Origin of the sequence: Streptacidiphilus pinicola (genome assembly GCF_003258295.1) — a bacterium.
In the GTDB taxonomy this organism is placed as follows: Bacteria; Actinomycetota; Actinomycetes; order Streptomycetales; family Streptomycetaceae; genus Streptacidiphilus; species Streptacidiphilus pinicola.
This window is the reverse complement of the sequence record NZ_QKYN01000051.1, coordinates 1-20,157: the sequence shown is the minus strand read 5'-3', so window position 1 is coordinate 20,157 and position 20,157 is coordinate 1. Positions and strand designations below refer to the sequence as shown.

The window sequence follows — 20,157 nt, the reverse complement described above, 5'->3', positions numbered from 1 at the left end:
TCCTGGCTCACCTGCGGACCGCCGCCCGGCGTCCCGCCCCGCGCCCCGGTCCGCCCTGCGTCGGCTCGGGCAGCGCCTTTCTGTCGCACTTGCCACTGGACGTCAACGGCAGGCGGTCGAGCGAGGTGATCAGCGACGGCAGGTAGTTCTCGGGCAGCCGCTGCCTCAGGAACCCGCGCAGCTCGCCGGAGGTCTGCTGGTCCAGCGCGGGGCTGACGTACAGCAGGAGTCGGGCCAGCCCACGCGCGTCGGGGCGGACCACGGCCGCGGCCATGCGCACGGCGGGGTGCTCCCCCGCAACCGCCTCGATCTCGCCGAGCTCGATCCGCTGCCCGTGCAGTTTGACCTGGTGGTCGGTGCGTCCGTGGTACTCGAGCAGGCCGTCCTGGGTCCAGCTCGCGAGATCACCGGTTCGGTAGTACCGGTCCTGCGTGCCGTCCAACCCCACGACGAAGCTGCGGGTGGTCAGTTCGGGCCTGTTGAGGTACTCCCGGGCCAGGCACACTCCCCCGATGTAGAGCTCGCCGATCGCACCCGCCGGCACGCGACGGCCGTGCTCGTCGCGCACGGTCAACCGCACCCCGCGGATGGGCCGGCCGATCGGCACGCTCCGTCCGGTCTCCGGGCGCTCGCAGCTCCAGAAGCTGACGTCGACGGAGGCCTCCGTCGGTCCGTAGAGGTTGTGCAACCCGCCGCCGTGGGCCGCGGTGAACCTGTTGGCCAGCGCGGGGCTCAACGCCTCCCCGCTGGCGATCACGTGACGCAGCGCGGGCAGCGAGCCCGGTTCCACCTCGGCCAGGAACAGGTCGAGCATCGACGGGACGAAGTGAACGATCGTCACCCGCTCGCGCCTGATCGTGTCCGCCAGGTATCCGGGATCGCGATGCCCGCCCGGCGCGGCCATGAACAGGCGTGCGCCCGTCAACAGCGGCCACAGGAACTCCCAGACGGAGACGTCGAAGGTGTACGGCGTCTTCTGCAGCACGCAGTCCCCGGGGCCGATGCGGAACTGCTCCTGCATCCACCGCAGCCGGTTCACGATCCCGCGATGCGGCACCCCGGCACCCTTCGGGCTGCCCGTGGAGCCGGAGGTGTAGATGACGTAGGCCAAGTCGAGGTCGGACTGGGCCTGTCCGGTCCCCGCCGCGGGTTGCGCCCCGGTCGGCGCCTTCGCCCACTGCGCCAGGTCCAGGAGCACGGGCCCGCCCTGCGCCCCGTCGAGGGCGGCAGCCACCGCTGACGGGTCGTCGCAGAGGATCGCTGTCGGCTCGGCGTCGTCGAGCACCTGCTTGATGCGCGCACCAGGCCACGTGGGATCCACCGGGAGATACGCGCCTCCGGCAAGGAGCACCCCCGCGATGGCCACGGCCATCGTCACCGAGCGGTCCGCGACGACGGCGACGACGCGGTCCGGGCCGACTCCCGCCCGCCGCAGGTCCGCCGCCAGCAGGCCGGCGTGCTGCGCGAGTCCGGCGTAGCTGAGCGAGACGGACCCGTCGGCCAGCGCCGGCTGGTCGGCATGGGTGTCGAACGCCTCGAGGAGCAGGTCGCGCAGCGTGCGGCCGTCCTCGATCGGCTCGGGACCGCACTCGAACGCCTCGGTCGGGAAAGGGTCTTGATCCGCCATCACCGTGTCCTGGGTGGTCATGAGGCCGCGAGCCTGCCTTCGATCAGCACGGCCAACTGCGCGATGGTGGGCCTGTTGAACATTTCGACCATCTGGATCGCGCAGCCGGGGAAGGCGCTGAGCAGAGCGCGTCGCACCTGGGGAACGCGGAGCGAGTCGCCCCCGACGTCGAAGAAGCGGTCCTCGTAGCCGAAGTCCGTGCTCCCGAGGACGTCCTCCCAGATCCCGGCGATCACGTCCTCGATCTCCTCGGCCGTCATCCCCGACTCCGCGGAGTCCTGGGGCCGCGCCGCGGCGCGAGGCTCCTCCGCACGGTTCGTCGCCTTCGCCAGGAGCGCCTGGACGTCGACCTTTCCGTTGCGGGTCACCGGCAGCGCGTCCGTGACCGCCCAGAGGGAGGGCATCGCGTACGCCGGCAGGCGGGCCGCGACGAAGTCGCGCAGCGCGTCCAGGTCCAGGTGGGAGTCGCCGCCGGCCACACCGACGAGAATGCGCGACTCACCCGCCTGCTCGGCCGTCGCGTAGGCTCCGGCGTCCAGCACTCCGGGTGCGGCCCGCAGGGCGGCCTCGACCGCCTCCAGTTCGATGCGGAATCCGCGGATCTTCACCTGCCGGTCGACCCTGCCGAGGAACCTCAAGGTGCCGTCCGCGCCCCACCGGACCACGTCGCCGGTGCGGTAGTACCGCTGTCCGTCCTCGAGCTCGACGAACCGGCGGCGGGTCTCCTCGGCATCGCCGAGGTAGTCGACGGCCAGACCCGCACCGCCCGTGAGGAGTTCACCGGCCGCGCCTTCCGGAACGGCGCGCAGCGCACGGTCGACGACGATCACCGTGGTTCCGGCGACCGGGGCGCCGATGGGAAGGCGCGCGGGCACGGCGGTCGTGTCGTCGACGTGATGGACCGTGGTGAAGGTGGTGTTCTCGGTCGGCCCGTAGCCGTTCGTCACCCGCAGCCCCGGGCATGCTTCGAGCACCCGGCGCACCTGCCCGGACGGGACGACGTCGCCGCCGGTCAGCAGCTGGTCGACACCCCGGAAGGCCGTCGGCGCATGCTCGGCGACCAGACGGAACAACCCGGCGGTCAGCCAGAGGCCGGAGATCCGCTCCTGCTCGATGAAGCGGGCCAGCACCGTCGGGACCGGGTACGGCTCGGGGAAGGCCACGATGCACCCGCCGGCCGCGAGCGGCGCGAACAGCTCCAGGGTGGAGGCGTCGAAGGAGATCGGGGCCACGCGGAGGAAGCGCCGCAGAGCGTTCGGCCGGACGACGTCGGTGTCGTGGACCAGGCGGAGGACGCCGCGATGCGGCACCCGAACGGCCTTCGGCCGGCCCGTCGAGCCGGAGGTGAAGGCGACATAGGCGATCCGGTCGGGATCCGGCGCGGCCGCCGCACCCACGACCGCGGGCACGGGCGGATTCCAGGGGTCGACCGGTTCGAGCACCGGAGCGGAGAGGCCGTCGTGCTCAAGCTCCTTGGCACGGGGCTGCGGAGCGATCGCGAGGACCGGGCGGGCGATCTGCTGCACGTGCGCGATATGCGCGGCGCCGGCCGCGTGGTCGAGGCCGATATAGGCGGCACCGAGGCGCAGCACCGCGAGCACCGCCACCAACTCCTGGGCGGAGTACGGCAGCGCCAGCACGACATGGTCGCCTTCGGCGACCCCTGCGGCACGCAGCGCTTCGGACTGCGCGACTGCGGCGGCCGCTATCTGACGGTAGGTCAGGGTTCCCCGTGCCGACTCGGCGAACGCGGGCTCGTCCGGTCGGCTCGCCGCCATGGACTCGAACATCTGCCAGAGTCCGGCGAGGCCGGCCTCCTCCTGGACCTGTGCCCGCGCGGACTGTCGACGCGGATCCCACTGCGAGGCACCCTCGTGACCGGCGGACAGCTCGCCGATGCGCGTGCCGTGCTCCGAGCGGGAGACGAACCCGCGCAGCACCTCACGGAATCCGGACACCAGGTGCGCCGCCTCGCCGGGCGCGACGACGGACGTCGCGTACTCGAGGCAGAGTTCCGCGTCGTCGCCCCAACGACGCACGTAGAGCACCGAGTCGAAGACGGTGCCGAGGCAGTGGCCCTCGTGGATCGTCACGTCGAGATCCGGCAGCGACATCTGCTCGGAGACGAGCTCGTCATGGGCGGCGAAGGCGAACTGCACGAGCGTGTTGCGCGTGGCGTCGTAGTCCGCCCCGAGGGTCTTCGCGATCTCCTCGAACGGCGCCTTGCGCGCGGACAGCGCGGAACGCATCTCCCGGGCGATCCGCTGCACGAACTCCGCTGTGGCGATGTCGCCGTCCACGGCGCACCGGATCGGCAGCACGTCGGTCAGCAGGCCGACCAGCCCGCGTTCCGCCTCCGAGATCCGTCCGGCCCAGGTCAGGCCCAGGAGCAGGTCGTCGACGCTCGCCTGCCTGGCGAGGGTCAGCGACCACGCCGCCAGCAGCACGGCGTTGCGGGTGACCCCGAGGGAGCTCGCCAGCCGCTCGCAGCCCTCCACCTCGTCCGCACGGAGCCGGAACGGCAGCCGCAGTCCCCGGTAGTCGAAGACCTCCGGCCGCTCCAGATCGCCGCCGAGTTCCAGAACCGTCGGGACGCCCTTGAGCTCGGGAACCCTTCGCTCGATCACGTCCTCGTACGACGCGACCACGGCGGGCACGACGGCCGCCTCGCCCACCGACTCGTCGGAACCGGCGGCGTAGCGATCGAAGAGCTCCTTCCAGAGGACTCCGACACTCCAGCCGTCCGCGACCGCGTGGTGGATCAGCATGCTCAGCACGTGCCGTTCCGGCGACACCCGGGTCAGCTGGAAGGCCACGGGCGGCCGCACGAACGGGTCGAGCAGCCGCGCGGAACTCTGGCCGACCATGGCGTTCACCGCGCCGACGGCATCGTCGCCCGGGAGGTCGAGATCACAGGTCAGCAGCCGGACCCGGTGGTTTCGGACCACTCTGGCCGTCATCTGCTCCGGCGAGAAGACGGTGCGCAGCGCCGGATGACGGTCGGTCAGCGCCTGCAGAGCGGAGTGAAGCCGCTGATGGTCGAGGCCGCCACGGATGTCCGCGCTGAACAGAAGGTGCCATCCGGTGCCGGCACCCATCTGCTCGCTGATCAGCATCGAGGCTTCGCGCGACGTGCAGGGCCTCACCCGCTCGTCCGGCCCCACCGACTCGTGCTGCGCGGCAAGCGGCTGCCGAATCACGGCCTGCGCGCTCTCCAGCGCCTCGGCCAACGGGCGTTCCCCGAGCAGATCGGACAGTTCGAGGCGGGCACCGGCCGCCTCCGCCTTCGCCATCAGATCGACGGCGCGCAGCGATGTCCCGCCGAGTTCCGCGAACGACTTGGTGCCGAACTCGCTGCGGGGATCGTCGCAGACGAGACCAAGACTGTCAGCAGCCAAAGTGAACAGTGCACAAAAATCTATTGCAGCTACTGCTTGAGGTGGACTCGACCGCACTGTCGCTTACCTTCCTCAGAATCCGCAAACGCATCGCCACACCGTCGGTACGTGCGCGGTGCTTATTACCGAGCAGTAACCGAACCGGACCGTGCCAGCTCGCGATCCAAACGATTTCGAGCGAACATATTGACGATCATGGATTCGAGTCAAGGTCTATTGGCGCCCCGCAATCCGGGCGGATATCGGACAACTCGACCAAACCAGCCTGGGGTGCGAGTGTGACGTGCGTCTCAGGATGTGATACGCCGATTCTGAGTCGTGTGATATAATTAACCGGCTAGAGCTGTGATATATGCTGTGTCTACAATCTGAGATTGTGCGGAAAAGCCCTTGTGAAGGGAGTGGCATGCACCTGGCTGTGGTTCTCGCCAATCCGCGCGAGCCTCGCAGTTTGTTCTCGGGTATTCACCCAATCAAAGCGTGAATTACAGAGATGCAAGCGGCGCGTTCTATTCCGTCGCAACGAAAACCCTGTCCCCGCAGGTCAGGCTGCATGGCGGTATTCGTGAAAAACTCCGCGAGCCTCTAACCGAGTGCTGACGGATGCTCGGTGGGGCGGCGTCCCCAGGCCGAGATCAGCGGCGCGAGCGTCAGGTCGAGTTCACCGGCGTGGATCGCGGCCAAATGCGCGTCGATCTCGGCGTCGTCGGTCAGACCGGCCGCGAGCAGCTCGCCACGGACGTGCCGAATGGTCGACGCCTCCAGGCGGTCGCAGGCCGGCCCGCCGACGGGAAAGGCGCCCGACGCGGCGACGTCCACCAGGCCGGCCTCACGCAGTGCGCGCGGCAGCGTCCGGCCGTACCGCAGGTCCGCGCCGCGGCGCGCCAGCAGCTCGCGGATCGCGTCCCGCAGTCGGTTGGCCCGCTGCTGCGCCGGGCCGCTGTCGTCCAGGCAGGCCAGGGGCTGCAGCGCGGTGTCCGCGTCCTCGACCAGCAGCCAGCCGCCGGGCCGCAGCGCTGCCGCCATCGTGGCCAACGCCCGAGCCCGGTCGGGCACATGGACCAGCACGAGCCGGGCGTGCACCAGGTCGAAGGTCCCCGGCTCCGGGGTCGGATCTGCGGCGACGTCGTGCCGGCGCACCTCGTACCCGTCGTCCGTCTTCAGCCACGACGGGTCGATGTCCGTGGCCAGCACGTGCCCGGTCGGACCGACGGCCGCCGTGAGCGCCTCCGGGATGCTGGGGCCACCGGCCCCCACGACCCAGCAGCGCGAACCGGCCCTGACGCCCAGTCGATCGAGGTGCCCGCGCGTCACGCCGTCGAACAACTCGGCCAGCCAGACGAATCGCTCACCCGCCTCGGCGCGTGCGTTGTCCAGCAGGTAACCGCGGGCGGGAGAGGAGGTCATGACTCCATGGTCAACCTTCCCGAGCGGGCAGCGCCACGGCGACGGGAGAGGGATGCCTCACAGGTCCGGTCGGCGCGGCTCGTCGCGGGAAGTCCAGCACCGCGCCGCTGAGCTCCGGTGGAGCGTCTGCTTGTAGGCTGGCCTGGAACATCTCTGATTTCTTGGGGGGACGGCCCGGTGCGCGCTCGTCGCTGGATATGTGTGGTCGCTGGAGTCGTCGCGCTGAGCAGCCCGACGGCCGCGTACGCCCGCGGTGGGGGCGGTAGTCACGGTTTCCACGGCGGCGGGGGCGGCAGCCACGGTGGTGGCTTCCACGGGTCGAGCGGTGGCTTCGGCGGTGGCTTCGGCCATGGTTTCGGCTTCGGTTTCGGCACCGGCTTCGGATCCGGAGGCGGCGGGATCCTCCCCCTGCTGCTGCTCGTGGCCGTGGTCCTGCTGATCCTGTGGCTCAGGTCCCGGCGCCGGAAGGCGGCGCAGGCGGCCGGTCTGAACACCGTGTCCGACCGCACCGCGCACCGCGCGGACGCGCAGGCGCGCGAGCGCGCCGCCCAGGTCGGGGCGCGGGTGGATGCGGTCGCCGACACGGATGCGACCTTCGACCGCGCCGCGCTGGAGCGCCGTGCCGTCTGGCTGTACACGACTGCCCAGCGGGCCTGGACGGATCGCGACCACGGCACCCTGCAGCAGATCCTGTCCCCGGTGCTGTACGGCAAGTGGGCCGACGAGCTGCGCGACTACCAGGCTCGCGGCGAGGTCAACGTCGTGGAGATCGTCTCGGGCCCGGAGGTCGAGCTGGTCGACGTCGCGAACCGGGCCGGCGAGGTGAACGACACCGTCACCTTCCGGATCACCGCGACGCTCAACGACTACGTGCGCCGCAACTACGGCGGGGACGCCGTGCGCAAGGACGGCTCGACGCGCCCGGTCGAGTACTGGACGCTGCGCAAGAACCACAGCGGCGAGTGGATCGTCTCCTCGATCGAGCAGGCGGCCGAGGGCGCCCACCACCTGACCAGCGCCATCGAGACCGACGGCTGGGACCAGAAGGACGTCGCCCGCCAGGCCGTGCTCGAGGTGGCCGGGAAGACCGCGGTCACCGGCGGGACCGACATCCTGTCGCTCACCAACATCTCGTGGAGCACGGACGCCGACGCCGCCGTCGGCGACCTGAGCGTGCTCGACGGCCGGTTCGACAAGTCCGTTCTCGAGGTCGCCGTCGAGCGGTTCCTCGAGGAGTGGGTCATCAACGACGGCAGCCTCGACTTCACCTCCGTCCGCACGGTCAGTCGGACCGTCATGCGCGAGGCTGTCATCTCAGCGGTCACGGTGCGCTCGCTGGTCTCGCGCGACCCGATCGTCTTCCACGTCGCGGTCGCCACCGAGGGCGTCTACTACGAGGTCGACCGCCGCACCGAACAGGTGCTCCGCGGTGACGCCCGCAACCGCCGGCCGATCACCTTCGCGTTCGACCTCCGGCTGGACGACAGCTCGACGAACGCGTGGACCGTGATCGCCGCCAACGTGGAGTAGGTGGAGCCCGTCCGGGTGGACGGCCCGTGACCCCCGACCACGTCTGCGACCTGCCCGCCACCGGCTGACCGAAGGTCGCGCGCTACCCTCGCTGCACGACGGAGCCGATCGGTTCGCCACACCAGCGGAAGGGGGCCGCGCCTGTGACCCTGCTGTCGGAACTGCTGCCGGGCAGCATCCGGACCGCCGAGGCGTTCGAGAGTGTTGCGGATGTGCTCCTCTTCCCGGAGGAGCAGGCCGTGATCGTCGATGCCGTCGAGAAGCGGCGCCGGGAGTTCGCGACCGCGCGCCAGTGCGCGCGCCGGGCGTTGGCCGCCCTCGGGCAGCCGGTGGTGCCGCTGCTGCCCGGGAGGCAAGGCGCGCCGAGCTGGCCTCCGGCTGTCGTCGGATCGGTGACGCACTGCGACGGCTACCACGCCGCGGCCGTGGCCCTCCGGGCGGAGGTGGCCTCGCTCGGCATAGACGCCGAGCCTGATGTCGAACTGCCGGACGGAGTCCTGGAGTTCATTGCGCGGCCGCGCGAGCGGCAGCAGGTCGCGGAGCTGACGGAGCAGGATCCTTCCCTGCACTGGGGGCGGCTGCTCTTCAGCGCCAAGGAATCGGTCTACAAGACGTGGTTCCCCCTGACCGGCCAGTGGCTCGGCTTCCACGAGGCCGAGCTGGACATCAACCCGCTCGGGGGAACCTTCCGCGTCCGTCTCCTGCGCGAAGGCCGGGACCCGGAGGGCCGACAGCTCCACACCTTCCATGGGCGCTGGCTCCACCGGCGAAACCTGATCGTGACGGCGGTGGCTCACATCTGACGGCGCCTCACTCCCCCACCCCGGCCTTGTCCACGGCCTCCGCCAAGGCGCGCAGGGTCGCGACGCCCTGTTCGGCGTCGTCCGGAAAGATCATGGCCGAGAGGGTGGTGACCCCGGCCTCGGCGTACGCCTGCAGCCGGTCCGCGATGCGGTCGGGGGAACCCAGCAGGGCGGTGCGGTCGAGGTACTCCTGCGGCACGGCCTCGGTGGCCGCCCGCAGCTGCCCGTCCAGGTAGAGCTTCTGCACCTGGTCGGCCTCGGCGGGGAAGCCGGTGCGGGCCATCAGCCGGTTGTAGAAGTTCTGCCGGCGTGAGCCCATGCCGCCCACGTAGTGGGTGGTGAAGACGCGAATGCGGTCGGCGCAGTCGGCGAGATCGCCGCCGGTCGCGACCGGCATCGCCGCCACCACGTCGAATCCGTCCAGCTCCGCCCCCGCGCGCTCGCGTCCGACGCGCAGTTCGGCCAGGGACTCCTGCGCGAACTCGGGCTGGAGGAAGACGGAGAGCCAGCCGTCCGCGATCTCGCCCGCCAGGCGGAGGTTGGCCGGGCCGACGGCCGCGAGGTAGACCGGTATCCGCTTGCGCCGCGGGCGCATGCCCAACTGGAGGGCCTTGCCCGGGCCGTCCGGGAGCGGCAGGCGGTAGTGCTCCCCCTCGTAGGCAAGAGCCTTGCGCTCCAGGGCCATCCGGACGACGTCGACGTACTCGCGGGTGCGGGCCAGCGGCTTGTCGAACGGGACGCCGTGCCAGCCCTCGGCGACCTGCGGACCGGACACGCCGAGTCCGAGGCGGAAGCGGCCCTCGGAGAGCAGGTCGAGGGTGGCGGCGGTCATCGCCGTCATCGCGGGGGTGCGGGCGGGGATCTGCATCGCCGCCGTGCCCAGGTCGATGCGCGAGGTCTGCGCGGCGAGCCAACCGAGCAGCGAGACCGTGTCCGAGCTGAAGACCTCGGCGGTCCAGGCCACCGAGAAGCCCAGGCGCTCGGCCTCGCGCACGTACCGGGCGGATTCCCTCGGCCGGGCCCCGGCGCCCAGGCTGCCGAGGTAGCGGAGGTTGAGTCCGAGCCTCATCAGATCACCAGGCCGCCGTCCACACCCAGGACCTGGCCGGAGATGTAGCGGGCCCGGTCGGAGACGAGGAAGGAGACGACTTCGGCGACGTCGTCGGGGGTGCCGAGACGGCCGAGCGGGACGCTGTCGAGGACGTCCTTCCTGACCGCCTCGCTCAGACCCGCGGTCATGTCGGTCTCGATGAGGCCGGGGGCCACGACGTTGGCACGGACGCCGTACCGTCCGCACTCCTTGGCCAGGGACTTGGTGAATCCGATGATCCCCGCCTTGGAGGCCGCGTAGTTGGCCTGCATGGCGTTGCCGTGCACCCCGGCGATGGACGAGAGCGTCACCACGCAGCCGGCCCGGCGCTTCATGAACGAGAAGACGGCCGCGCGGCACATGTTGTAGGTGCCGTCGAGGTTGGTCCTCAGGACCTCGCCCCAGTCCTCGTCGGTCATCCGCACCAGGGGGTTGTCGCGTACCACGCCCGCGCAGGTCACCACGGCGTCGATCTCACCGAGCTCGCTCTCCGCGGCGTCGGTGAACGCCCGGACCTCCTCCAGGGAGGCGACGTCGACGCGGTGGGGGACGACCCGGGCTCCGGTGCCGGCGGCCGACCTGACGACCTCGTCGGCCGCGTCCGCGTCCGCGCGGTAGCAGAACGCGACGTCGAAGCCGTCGCGGGCCAGCCGGGACACGACGGCGCGGCCGATGCCGCGGGAGCCGCCCGAGACGAGCGCCACCGGGCGCTGGGTGTCTGGCATGCCTCTCTCCCCCCGTCAGGATGCGGCCTGCGCGCCGCGCTTGTCCGTGAGCAGCTGCAGCACCTGGTCGAGCGAGGAGACCTGCTTGAGGTCGCCCTCCTTCAGCTTGACGCCGTACCGCTTCTCCAGCCGGACCACGATCGTCAGCGCCATCAGCGAGTCGACGTCCAGGTCCTGCGCGAAGTCGGCCTCGTCGGTGATCTCCTCGACGTCGAGCTCGAGGACGTCGGCGATGAGGGAGCGCAGCTCTTCCTTGTCGAGTGCGATCTGGGTGTGCTGGGACATGTGCGGGCATTCCCTTCGAATGTGAGTCAGTGAGGGGCCGGCCGGTGCGCGCCCGGTTCCGACGCGCTCAGCGGCGCCGGGCGGTGACCGGCAGACCGTGGCGCGGCCGGATGGTGATCCGGGCCAGCGGGTCGACGTCGAACCCGGGAACGGGCTCGAACTCCCAGTGCCGGCCCAGGGTGGCGAGCGCCATGACGCCCTCCATCCGCGTGAAGGTGTTGCCGATGCACTGCCGCGGACCGCCGCCGAAGGGAACGTAGGCGAAGCGCGGGCGTCCGGGCCGGACCGCGTGACCGGTGAGCTCGTCGGCCGAGCCGTCGGGTGGCGGGTGCTCGAGCCAGCGCTGCGGGGCGAAGAGCTCCGGCTGCGGCCACCACGTCGGGTCGCGGTGGACGACGTAGGGGATGATCCCGACGAAGGTGTCCTTGGGGATCCGGTGGCCGCAGACCTCGAAGTCGTCCAGTGGACGCCGGGCGAGGCCCATGATCGGCGGGTAGAGGCGCATCGCCTCGGACAGGACCGCGTCGGTCCAGACCAGGTGGGGCAGGTCCTCGACCGTGGGCAGCCGGCCGCCGAGCACCTCGTCGATCTCCCGGTGCATCCGCTCGCGTGCCTCGGGATGGCTGCCGAGCAGGTGGTAGGCCCAGGTGAGGGAGCTGGCCGTGGTCTCGTGACCGGCCATCAGCAGGGTGATCGCCTCGTCCCGGACCTGCCCGTCCTCCATCGGCTCCCCGGTGTCGGCGTCGCGCGCCGCGAGCAGCAGGGAGAGCAGGTCGGCGCCCTGGCCGTCGCCCCGCCTGCGCTCGGCCATGAGCTGGTCGACGATGTCATGGAGGCTGGCCCGGCCCGCGTAGAAGCGCTTGTTGCCGGGCAGCGGCAGCTTGGCGAGCTGGCGGGCGAAGGGCAGGGAGTCCCAGCGCATCGGCCCTTCGTGGCGCGGGATGGCGGTGCGGACGGTGCGGGCCACATCGCTGTCGAGCGAGACGTCGAAGAGCGTGCGGGCGACGATGGCGAGGGTCAGCTCGGTCATCTCGACGTGCAGGTCGAGCCGGCCCCCGTCCCTCCAGCCGGACTGGATGTCGTCGGAGAGCTCGGCGAACGCGCGGCCGTAGCCGGCGATGCGCTCGTGGTGGAACATCGGCTGGATCAGCCGGCGCTGCTGGCGGTGGAACGAGCCGTCGCTGGTGACCAGGCCGTTGCCGAGGATCACCTCGAGCGGGGCGGCCCACTTGCCGCGCCCGGCGCTCATCACGTCCTTCCTGAAGTTGCGCTGCGAGGTGACGAGAACCTCGTGGACCGCCTCCGGGTCGTTGATCATGTACAACTCGCGCCAGCCGAGCGGGATCCGCACGACGGGGCCGTACTGGTCGCGCAGCCCGGTGAGGTAGTCCAGCGGATTGCCGGACATCGCGAGCAGGGCGCGCAGCCGGCCGGTGGGGCCCGGGGCGGCGGTCGCGGCGGCCCTGCGGGCTGCGGCCGGGGGCGCGGTGGTGACCTGGGTCATCGGGGTACCTTCCTCACGGGCGGGCTCACTCCCTGACGAAGCGTTGGAGGGCGAGCGCGACGTTCTGCCCGCCGAAGGCGAAGGAGTTGGACAGGACGGCCCGGAGCTCGTGCGGCCGCGCGGCGTTGGGCACGTAGTCGAGATCGCACTCGGGGTCGGGCGCGTCCTGGTTGACGGTGGGCGGGATGACCCCGCGGTCCAGGGCCAGGGCGCAGAACGCCGTCTCGGTCGCGCCGGCGGCGCCGAGCAGGTGGCCGGTCATCGACTTGGTCGAGCTGACGGCCAGGTTCCCGCTGTGCGCCCCGAAGGCGGACTTGATCGCCTTCGTCTCGGCGGCGTCGGAGAACGGCGTCGAGGTGCCGTGGGCGTTGACGTAGTCGATCTCGCCGGGCTTGAGGTCGGCCTCGCGCAGCGCGGCGAGCATGGCGCGGGCGGCGCTGCGCCCGGTGGGCTCGGGGGCGGTGACGTGGTAGGCGTCGGTGGTCTGGCCGTAGCCGCAGATCTCGGCGTAGACGTGGGCGCCCCGCGCCTCGGCCGACTCCGCGGTCTCCAGGAGCAGCATGGTGGCGCCCTCGCCCATGACGAAGCCGTCCCGGTCCGCGGTGAACGGGCGGGAGGCCCGGCCGGGTTCGTCGTTGCGGCGGGACAGCGCCCGCATGTTGGCGAAGCCCGCGACCAGCGGCGAGGCGACGCACGCCTCGGAGCCGCCCGCCAGGGCGACCCCCGCGTAGCCGTCGCGGACCATGCGGTAGGCCTGCCCGACCGCGTCGGCCGAGGAGGCGCAGGCGGTGACGGGTGCGGCGCTGGGGCCGCGGAAGCCGAAGCGCTGGGCGACGGTGCCGGCGCCCATGTTGGCGATGGAGCTGGGCACGAAGAACGGGGAGACCATCCTCGGCGCCGTCGCGTCCTTGAGCACTCCCTCGATGATGGTCGTGGCGCCGCCGATGGCGCTGCCGATCACCGTGGCGGCACCCTCCCGGTCGATGCCGTCGAGGCCCGCGCGCTCCACCGCCAGTTCGGCCGCGGCGATCGCGAAGTGGCAGAACCGGTCCAGGCGCCTGGCCTCCTTGGGCGTCAGCCAGTCGGTCGGATCGAAGTCCGTGACCTCGGCGGCGATGCGCACCGGCAGCCGGTCGGCGTCGAAGCCCCGGATCGGTCCCACGCCGGAGGTTCCGGCGAGCAGCCGGGTCCAGACGGTCTCGGTGCCGATGCCGAGCGGGTTGACCATGCCGATGCCCGTCACCACCACCCGGTGGCGCCCGGGGACGGTGCTCATCCGGGCTCACCCGGCGCGGCGAGCCCGAAGAGGGACTCCATCCGCACCGCGAGGTGCACGTCACCCTGGATCTGCAGGCGGCCCTGGAGCAGCAGGTCCATGCCCTGGGCCGCGGCGGAGGCCATCTCCACGAAGCTGACCGCGTCGAGCGTGAGGGTGACCGTCGGTTCGCCCGAGGTGCCCGTCCGGCGCACCTCGCAGTTGTCCTCGGTCAGCACGAGGTCGTAGGCCAGGGTCTCGGCCGGCTCCCGCTCGACCACCCAACGGGCGGTCTGCTGACCGTCCATGGGACCTCCGGTGTAGCGCTCGGGCATCCGCTCGAAGACCGTGCGCAGCACGGCCTCGCCCTCGGACGTGGCCAGCCAGGCGGCCAGCTCCGCGCGCGGCAGCCCGGCGAGGGCGGCGCGCACGTCGGCGAGGTCGCCGGAGCGCAGGGCCGCGAGCCGCTCCGGGGGGAAGAGGGGTCCGACGGTCATGAGAGCACCTCCGCTCGTGCGGGCATCAGCCCGGTGGTGACGATTCGGTCGACGGCCTGGGCCAGTTCCTGCCGCGGTGCGACGCCGGGCAGCCGGGCGAGGACGTGGCCGTCGGGCCGTACCAGCACCGCTTCCGCCCCTCGCAGCGCGTAGCTGTCGGCGAAGGCCCCGTTGACGTCCCGCAGTTGGGGCCCGTCGGCGGCGGTGTCGGCCGCCGTACTGCCGGCCGTGCCGATGACGGTTGCGGTGAGGGGCAGGCCCGCGACGGTCGCGGTCTCCTGCGCCACCTGCCGCCAGACCGCTCCACCGGGCCCGGTCAGCAGGGCGAAGCCGGTACGGGCCAGGTCGATGGAGGAGATCCGGTCGCCGTCCCGGTCGAGCCAGGCGTGCGGGGCCCGGTGGCCGGCCTGGGCGGTCGGCCGGTAGTTCACCACGTCCTGGACGACCGACTCGCCGGGGCCCGGTTCGTAGCTGAAGCCCAGCGTCTGCCCCTCGAAGTCGAAGTGCGGCCGGTGCTCCTCGATGTTGCGGGCGAACTCCGGGTCGGCGTCGGACTGGAGCAGCGCCCGCTTCTGCAGGGCGTTGGTCTCGCTGTGCCGGGCGTTGAACTCCGCGACCGGGCGCCGCTCCCGCTCGTAGGAGTCGAGCAGCGCGTCGGTGGCGTTGCCGCGCAGCACCGCGGCCAGCTTCCAGGCGAGGTTGTGGGCGTCCTGGATGCCGGTGTTCATACCGAAGCCGCCGGTGGGCGGGAAGGTGTGGGCCGCGTCGCCCGCGGCGAGCACCCGGCCGTCCGCGCTGCGCCAGGAGGTGAGCCCGGTGGAGCCCATCACCCAGTTCCGTACCGAGTGGATGCGCAGCCCCTCGATCGCGTCGACCGGCTTGCCGATGGCGGCCTCGATCAGCTTGTGGTGGTCGACTTCCTGCTCGAAGTAGCGGTGTTCCTCGTCGGCGCTGAGGGCGGGGATCTCCAGCAGCCACTCGCCGTCCACGGGGTCGACGGTGACCAGGACGCCGCGCACGGTGTCGTTGAGCACCCAGTACAGGGCGCTCTCCCGACCCGCCGTCCAGGGCGAGAGGTCGGCGCTGAAGTGGATGTCGAGGAGCCGGCCGAGCGGCGTGGCCGCCGTCTGCTCCAGGCCCACGGTCTCGCGCAGCGAACCGTGCAGCCCCTCGGCCAGGACGGCGTAGCGGGCCTCGACGACCAACGGGCGCCCGCCCTCGCCCGAGGCCGTCACCCTGACGCCGGACGGCGTGGGGGCCAGCTCCTCGGCCTTGACGCCGCGGATCACACGGGCGTTGTCGGGCAGCCGGTCGACCAGCAGCGCTTCGACGCGGTTCTGCGAGCAGATGACGGGCAGGACGGGGCTGTTGACCGCTCGCTGCATCAGGGCGTCCGCCGAGGCGATGATGTCGAGCCCGGCCAGCTCGGTGCCGGCGAGCTCGGTGCACCAGGTGATGCGCGCCGTGTTCTGCAGCGGCACACCGGCGCGGCGCACCGCGGCGTCGATGCCCAGGTGCCGGAGCAGCTCCATGGTGCGCGAGTTGATCACCGTGGCGCGCGGGTGACCTGACGGGGTGAGGCGCTGCTCCAGGACGACCGTGCGGACGCCGTGTCCGGCCAGGAAGTGGGCCGCGGCGAGGCCGGTGGGCCCGCCACCGACCACCACGACGTCGGCCTCGACGAGCGCGCCGGTCTCCGGCTGCGGGTCGGACTCCGGCTGGGGCGATACGTGTGCGGTCATCGGTGCACCTCCGCAAGTCGGGCGACGACCGGCGCCAGGCGCCGCGCCACCGCGGCGTCGAAACCGGCTTTGAACAGAACGCGGGCGACGACGACCGTGGGCAGTCCGACGAAGACGGCTCCGGTCAGCCAGAGCACGAACGCCCCGGTGAGCGCGGTGCGTTGGACGTCGCCGCGGCGGCCGCCGGCACGGATGACCCGGCCCCAGATCCGGAAGACCTTCCCGGCCAGGAGGTCGGCGGCGGCCAGCGGAGCGAAGACGGGGGCCGCGTCATGGGCGGCGAGAATCTCGCGGACCCGGTCGGCCAGGGCCTCCTCCGAGACGGCGCCGGACGCGGACTCGGGCTGTGCCGGGGCGGGTTCGGTCTGCGCCGGGGCGAGTTCGGCGATGCGCTCGCCCAGGAGCGCGAGCCGGTCCAGCTCGTCCGTGCCGACTCCGGCGCGCGGGAAACCCCAGGACGCCTCGCGCTTGCCGGCGAGCAACCACCGCAGCGTGGTGACGAAGGTGACCCCGGCGGAGGCGGTGTCCACCGCGGCGATCGTGCCCAGGTAGCGGCCGCCCGCGGCCTGGAGCAGCTGCCGCACCTCGAGGGCGGCCGAGTACCACATGTTCCGGCAGGCCACGAGGCCGATGACGGCTCGCCCGTCGAACGCCTGCGGCTCGCGGCCGACCAGCGCCCGCATGGGCAGCGCCGGGGCCAGGTACCAGACGGGGAAGGCGAAGACGACCAGGTCCGCGTCGTCGTCCTCGGTCACCGGCGGCACGGCGGTGAACGCGGGCATCGCCTCGGGGTCGACGGAGGCGGGGAAGACACCGAAGAAGCGGCGCACGGGCCAGGGGAAGGGAAAGGTCTCCCACGGCCGGATCTCGACCTTGCGGATGTCCCAACCGGCCTTCTCCAGCGGGTCGGTGACGGCGGATATGGACTCCATGAGCTGACCGGTCTGCGAGTACCAGTAGACCGTCACTCGGGGCTGCGCACCCACGGCGTCAGGCCTCCCCTGGGGAGACGGCCGTCAGGTGCGCGAAGGACACCGCGAACCGGCCGGACTCCGGGACCATCGCCAGGATCTTGTCGCCGGGCGACACCAGGCCCTCGCGGAGCATCTCCTCCAGGATCACGTAGATACTGGCGGAGCCCATGTTCCCGACCCGGGGCAGGTTGCTGTACCACTTCTCGACGGAGGGGCCCCTGACCTTCTTCCGCTCGATCTCCTTGAGCACCATGGACTTCATCCGCTCGCTGGAGTAGTGCGCGGGGAACCAGGCGAGCTCGTCCGGGTCGAAGCGGCCCTCGTCCAGCAGCCGCTGGTACTCCTTGACCCCGATCCGCACCAGATGCGGCAGCAGGCCCAGGTTCTGACGCAGCGCCAGCGCGCCGTCAGCGGCGGCCTCGGCCGCGGAGGGGTAGTCCCACCAGGTCCGCTCCACCGAGTTGTCGGTCGAGCCCATGAACATGCAGGTCTGCTCGGTGTTGGCGTACGAGGTGAGCGAGATCCAGTCGATCCGCAGGCTCACCCCCTCGGCGGCCGGGCGGTCCTGTACCACCGCGGCGCCGGCGCCGTCCGAGAGCATGTAGCGCAGGAACGCCATCTCCATGGCGATCGCACCGTCGTCGGAGACCGGCCGGACGTCGGCGAACCGCTCGCTCCTCATGAAACGCGAGGCCAGTTCGGACGCGGAGGCGACCGCGGCCTTCTTCTCCCCGGCTGCCACCTGGAGGTAGGCGTTCTTGAGCGCCATCATCCCGGAGCTGCAGATGCCGTGGGTGGTGACGATCTCGCAGGGCGGGCTGCCGAGTTCGCCGTGGATACCGCTGGCGATGCCGGGCGCGACGAGATCCGGGACGGCGGTGGCCGCCGAGATGAGGTCGATGTCGTCGAGCGTGATGTCCGAGCGGTCCACCGCCTCGCGGATGGCCGCGGCCGCCATCTCGGTGTTGGAGATCAGGGTCCGGTGCTGCTTGTCGATGGCGTAGTGCCGCGACTTGATCCCGCAGTTGTCGAGGATCTGTTCGCGCAGCCCCGAACTCGCCTGACCCACGCTGCCGATGTAGTCCTCGATCTCCTCGTTGGGCACGGGTTCGCCAGGCAGGAAGCGTCCCATCGCGGTGATGTAGGCAGGCATGACTGTGTCTCCCCCGTGTGATCTAGACGGTTGCGGTGGTTTCGACCTTGGAGACGGCGAACTCCAGGACGTCGCCGACAGTGCGGAGCGAACCGATGCGCTCGTCGTCCATCGAGATGCCGTACGCACCCTGAAGGGTCTGCGCCATGGCGACGAGGTCGAGTGAGTCGATGCCGATGTCGTTGTACAGATCGGATTCCGCGGAGAGTTCGTCCGGGTCGGCATCGCACTTGGCCGTGAGGAACCCCGTGATGTCCGCGTAGAGATCGGCCCTCAGAGACATGTTCACCTCCCGTGCCTCACCCCCTGTGCGGCACGGAATTCACTCTGGGCCCTGGCAGCGGGACGGGGCATCCGTGGGCTTCACGCGGTCGCCCTGAATTTCTCCCGCCCGTCCCCCGGGCGTGCCGGCCACGTCAGCGCGAGGACGTCGGTACGGCCGAAACCAGGTCCCGCGCCCCGAATCCCGTTGCGCCGCAGCCTGGTTGACCGTTTTCCTGTACCTCGAGCGGGTGGACGCTGCGGTGACGCAGCCATCTCTGGAGGCAACATGCGTGTTCTGGTCCTCGGTGCGAGCGGCTATGTGGGCTCCGCCGTCGCCGAGCAGCTGACGGATGCCGGGCATCAGGTCGTGGAGCTCGTCCGCCCGGGCCGGTCCGGCCAGGCCGAGCAGGCCGGCGGTCGTGAGCGGCGGATCGGTGACTTGACGGACCCCGGTTCGCTCACCGCCTCGGTCACCCCCGACATCGACGCGTTGGTCCACCTGGCCAGCCCCACCGGCGACGCGGCGACCGACGCGGCGGCCGTCGACGCGTTGACGGCCCCGCTGCGCGGCACCGGTCGCGCGTTCGTCTACACCAGCGGGGTCTGGGTGCTGGGCGCCACCGGGGCGGCGACCGCGGACGAGACCGCGGCGACCGACCCGATCCCGATCGTGGCGAACCGGCCGGACATCGAACGCCGGGTGCTCGCCACCGGGGCCGACGGCGTACGGGCCAGCGTGGTCCGTCCGGGCATCGTCCACGGCCGCGGCGGCGGGATCCCGGCCCTGCTGGTCGAGCTGGCCCGCAAGCACGGAGCGCCCCGGATCGTCGGGGACGAGGGCGTGCGCTGGCCCGCGGTGCACGTCGACGACCTGGCGGACCTGTTCGTGAAGGTGGTCGGGCAGGCCCTGGCGGGCACGGTCTGGCACGGCGTCAGCGAGCCGGCTGTACCCGTCCGTGAGCTGGCCGCGGCAGCGGGGCAGGCCGCCGGGGTCCAGGCCGAGCCCGAGGTCTGGCCGCTGGCGGAGGCCGCGGCCGAGCTGGGCGCGTCGTTCGCCGAGGCCCTCGCCCTGGACCAGTCCGTCAGCGGCGACGCCGCGCGCGAGCAGCTGGGCTGGCGGCCCCAAGCCCCGGACGCCGTCACCGACCTGCGGTCCGGCTCCTACCGCGCACGCAGCTGACCCGGTAGCCCATGGGTGAGGGCGCCCGTCTCGCGCCGATGTTCTGGCGAGAGCTCTCCTCCCACGACGCCTATGGCTGGGGCGCCTGACGCCTGTCACCTTGTACAGTCCACCTCTGGGGCCAGACGAGAAATCTCCGTGTGCGTTCCAAGCCGTTCTTTTTCTTCTGGCCCCTTGAGGACTGAGGTCTGTCGTGCCCACGTCGACCGACGAGCAGCAGCAACCACACCCTGACCCCGTTCCGGCCACGCCCGATGCGGGCTCCGACGACGAATCCGCTGCTGCGGCGTCCGACACCGACGAAGACGTCCCCGTCCCCGACGCCGACGAGGAGGCGGACGCGGAGGCCGAGCTCGACGCCGAGCCAGATGCGGAGTCTGACCCCGAGCCAGACCCCGAGCCCGAGCCGGATGCAGAATCCGACACGGAGCCCGAGCCCGAGCCCGCGCCGACCCCCGAACCCGACCCGCAGCCCGTGGGCGCTGGGCGATAGCCCCCGAGCGCCAGCCGTCAGCAACGCTCCCCCAGGCCGTCGCAGCCTCCAGGGGGCTCGTGCCCCCGATGGCCACTCCCCGTAGCCACTCTGCTCCATGACCTCCCGCCCCCTGCGGGCGCTGCCTCGGCACGCGTCCACCCTCCCCCCCCCCCGCCCCCCCGCCTCGCCGCGCCAGCGCCCCCCCCCAGCCACCTCCCCCGGCCCCGCCGGACCGCTGCCCCCCGCGC

Annotated in this window: 17 protein-coding genes; 4 read left to right on the top strand and 13 right to left on the bottom strand. The window is 71.7% G+C overall.

Going from position 1 to position 20,157, the window contains the following annotated elements; translation table 11 throughout:
• Positions 1 to 7: 7 nt before the first annotated feature.
• The 3 genes from DN069_RS13390 to DN069_RS13380 form a co-directional block, all read right to left on the bottom strand.
• A complete protein-coding gene (locus DN069_RS13390; RefSeq protein ID WP_111501175.1) occupies positions 8 to 1,648 on the bottom strand; it encodes an amino acid adenylation domain-containing protein in 1,641 nt (546 codons plus the stop codon).
• Positions 1,645 to 5,082: a non-ribosomal peptide synthetase gene (locus DN069_RS13385; RefSeq protein ID WP_133259912.1), complete on the bottom strand. Its 3,438-nt coding sequence runs from the start codon at positions 5,080 to 5,082 to the stop codon at positions 1,645 to 1,647. The genes DN069_RS13390 and DN069_RS13385 overlap by 4 nt, the downstream gene beginning before the upstream one ends.
• 528 nt (positions 5,083 to 5,610) lie before the next feature.
• Complete coding sequence (locus DN069_RS13380) at positions 5,611 to 6,432, bottom strand: methyltransferase domain-containing protein (protein WP_111501173.1); 822 nt, start codon at positions 6,430 to 6,432, stop codon at positions 5,611 to 5,613.
• 201 nt (positions 6,433 to 6,633) lie between these two features.
• On the opposite strand from DN069_RS13380, the gene DN069_RS13375 reads away from it, so the two are divergent.
• Complete coding sequence (locus tag DN069_RS13375; protein ID WP_111501172.1) at positions 6,634 to 7,962, top strand: Tim44 domain-containing protein; 1,329 nt, start codon at positions 6,634 to 6,636, stop codon at positions 7,960 to 7,962.
• Between the two features lie 143 nt (positions 7,963 to 8,105).
• Positions 8,106 to 8,765, top strand: a complete 660-nt coding sequence (locus tag DN069_RS13370; RefSeq protein ID WP_243639173.1) for a 4'-phosphopantetheinyl transferase family protein — start codon at positions 8,106 to 8,108, stop codon at positions 8,763 to 8,765.
• Positions 8,766 to 8,772: 7 nt separating this feature from the next.
• On the opposite strand, the gene DN069_RS13365 is transcribed toward DN069_RS13370, so the two are convergent.
• The 10 genes from DN069_RS13365 to DN069_RS13320 all read right to left on the bottom strand — a co-directional run bounded on the left by DN069_RS13365 (position 8,773) and on the right by DN069_RS13320 (position 18,273).
• Positions 8,773 to 9,834 carry an LLM class F420-dependent oxidoreductase gene (locus DN069_RS13365; protein WP_111501171.1) on the bottom strand — a complete coding sequence of 354 codons (1,062 nt, stop codon included), beginning with the start codon at positions 9,832 to 9,834 and terminating at the stop codon, positions 8,773 to 8,775.
• On the bottom strand, positions 9,834 to 10,580 hold the full coding sequence (fabG, locus tag DN069_RS13360; protein ID WP_111501170.1) for a 3-oxoacyl-ACP reductase FabG: 747 nt from the start codon (positions 10,578 to 10,580) through the stop codon (positions 9,834 to 9,836). The genes DN069_RS13365 and fabG overlap by 1 nt, the downstream gene beginning before the upstream one ends.
• Before the next feature lie 15 nt (positions 10,581 to 10,595).
• Positions 10,596 to 10,865, bottom strand: coding sequence for an acyl carrier protein (locus DN069_RS13355; protein ID WP_111501169.1), 270 nt, complete (start codon positions 10,863 to 10,865; stop codon positions 10,596 to 10,598).
• A gap of 67 nt (positions 10,866 to 10,932) precedes the next feature.
• Complete coding sequence (locus DN069_RS13350) at positions 10,933 to 12,369, bottom strand: cytochrome P450 (protein ID WP_111501168.1); 1,437 nt, start codon at positions 12,367 to 12,369, stop codon at positions 10,933 to 10,935.
• A gap of 25 nt (positions 12,370 to 12,394) precedes the next feature.
• Positions 12,395 to 13,645 carry a beta-ketoacyl-ACP synthase II gene (fabF, locus tag DN069_RS13345; RefSeq protein ID WP_111501167.1) on the bottom strand — a complete coding sequence of 417 codons (1,251 nt, stop codon included), beginning with the start codon at positions 13,643 to 13,645 and terminating at the stop codon, positions 12,395 to 12,397.
• Complete coding sequence (locus DN069_RS13340; RefSeq protein WP_111501166.1) at positions 13,642 to 14,121, bottom strand: SCP2 sterol-binding domain-containing protein; 480 nt, start codon at positions 14,119 to 14,121, stop codon at positions 13,642 to 13,644. Before DN069_RS13340 ends, fabF begins: the two co-directional genes overlap by 4 nt.
• Positions 14,118 to 15,863: an FAD-dependent oxidoreductase gene (locus DN069_RS13335; protein ID WP_111501165.1), complete on the bottom strand. Its 1,746-nt coding sequence runs from the start codon at positions 15,861 to 15,863 to the stop codon at positions 14,118 to 14,120. Before DN069_RS13335 ends, DN069_RS13340 begins: the two co-directional genes overlap by 4 nt.
• On the bottom strand, positions 15,860 to 16,849 hold the full coding sequence (locus tag DN069_RS13330) for a hypothetical protein (RefSeq protein ID WP_133259911.1): 990 nt from the start codon (positions 16,847 to 16,849) through the stop codon (positions 15,860 to 15,862). Before DN069_RS13330 ends, DN069_RS13335 begins: the two co-directional genes overlap by 4 nt.
• A gap of 4 nt (positions 16,850 to 16,853) precedes the next feature.
• Positions 16,854 to 17,990, bottom strand: a complete 1,137-nt coding sequence (locus DN069_RS13325) for a StlD/DarB family beta-ketosynthase (protein WP_111501163.1) — start codon at positions 17,988 to 17,990, stop codon at positions 16,854 to 16,856.
• A 22-nt stretch (positions 17,991 to 18,012) separates the two neighbouring features.
• Positions 18,013 to 18,273 (bottom strand): acyl carrier protein, encoded by a 261-nt coding sequence (locus DN069_RS13320; protein WP_111501162.1) that lies wholly within the window; start codon positions 18,271 to 18,273, stop codon positions 18,013 to 18,015.
• Positions 18,274 to 18,540: 267 nt separating this feature from the next.
• On the opposite strand from DN069_RS13320, the gene DN069_RS13315 reads away from it, so the two are divergent.
• Together DN069_RS13315 and DN069_RS39380 are read left to right on the top strand one after the other, a co-directional pair.
• The gene (locus DN069_RS13315; RefSeq protein WP_111501161.1) at positions 18,541 to 19,434 is read left to right on the top strand and encodes an NAD-dependent epimerase/dehydratase family protein; all 894 of its coding nucleotides are present in this window, start codon (positions 18,541 to 18,543) and stop codon (positions 19,432 to 19,434) included.
• A gap of 193 nt (positions 19,435 to 19,627) precedes the next feature.
• On the top strand, positions 19,628 to 19,927 hold the full coding sequence (locus tag DN069_RS39380; RefSeq protein ID WP_111501160.1) for a hypothetical protein: 300 nt from the start codon (positions 19,628 to 19,630) through the stop codon (positions 19,925 to 19,927).
• The last annotated feature ends 230 nt before the right edge of the window (positions 19,928 to 20,157 follow it).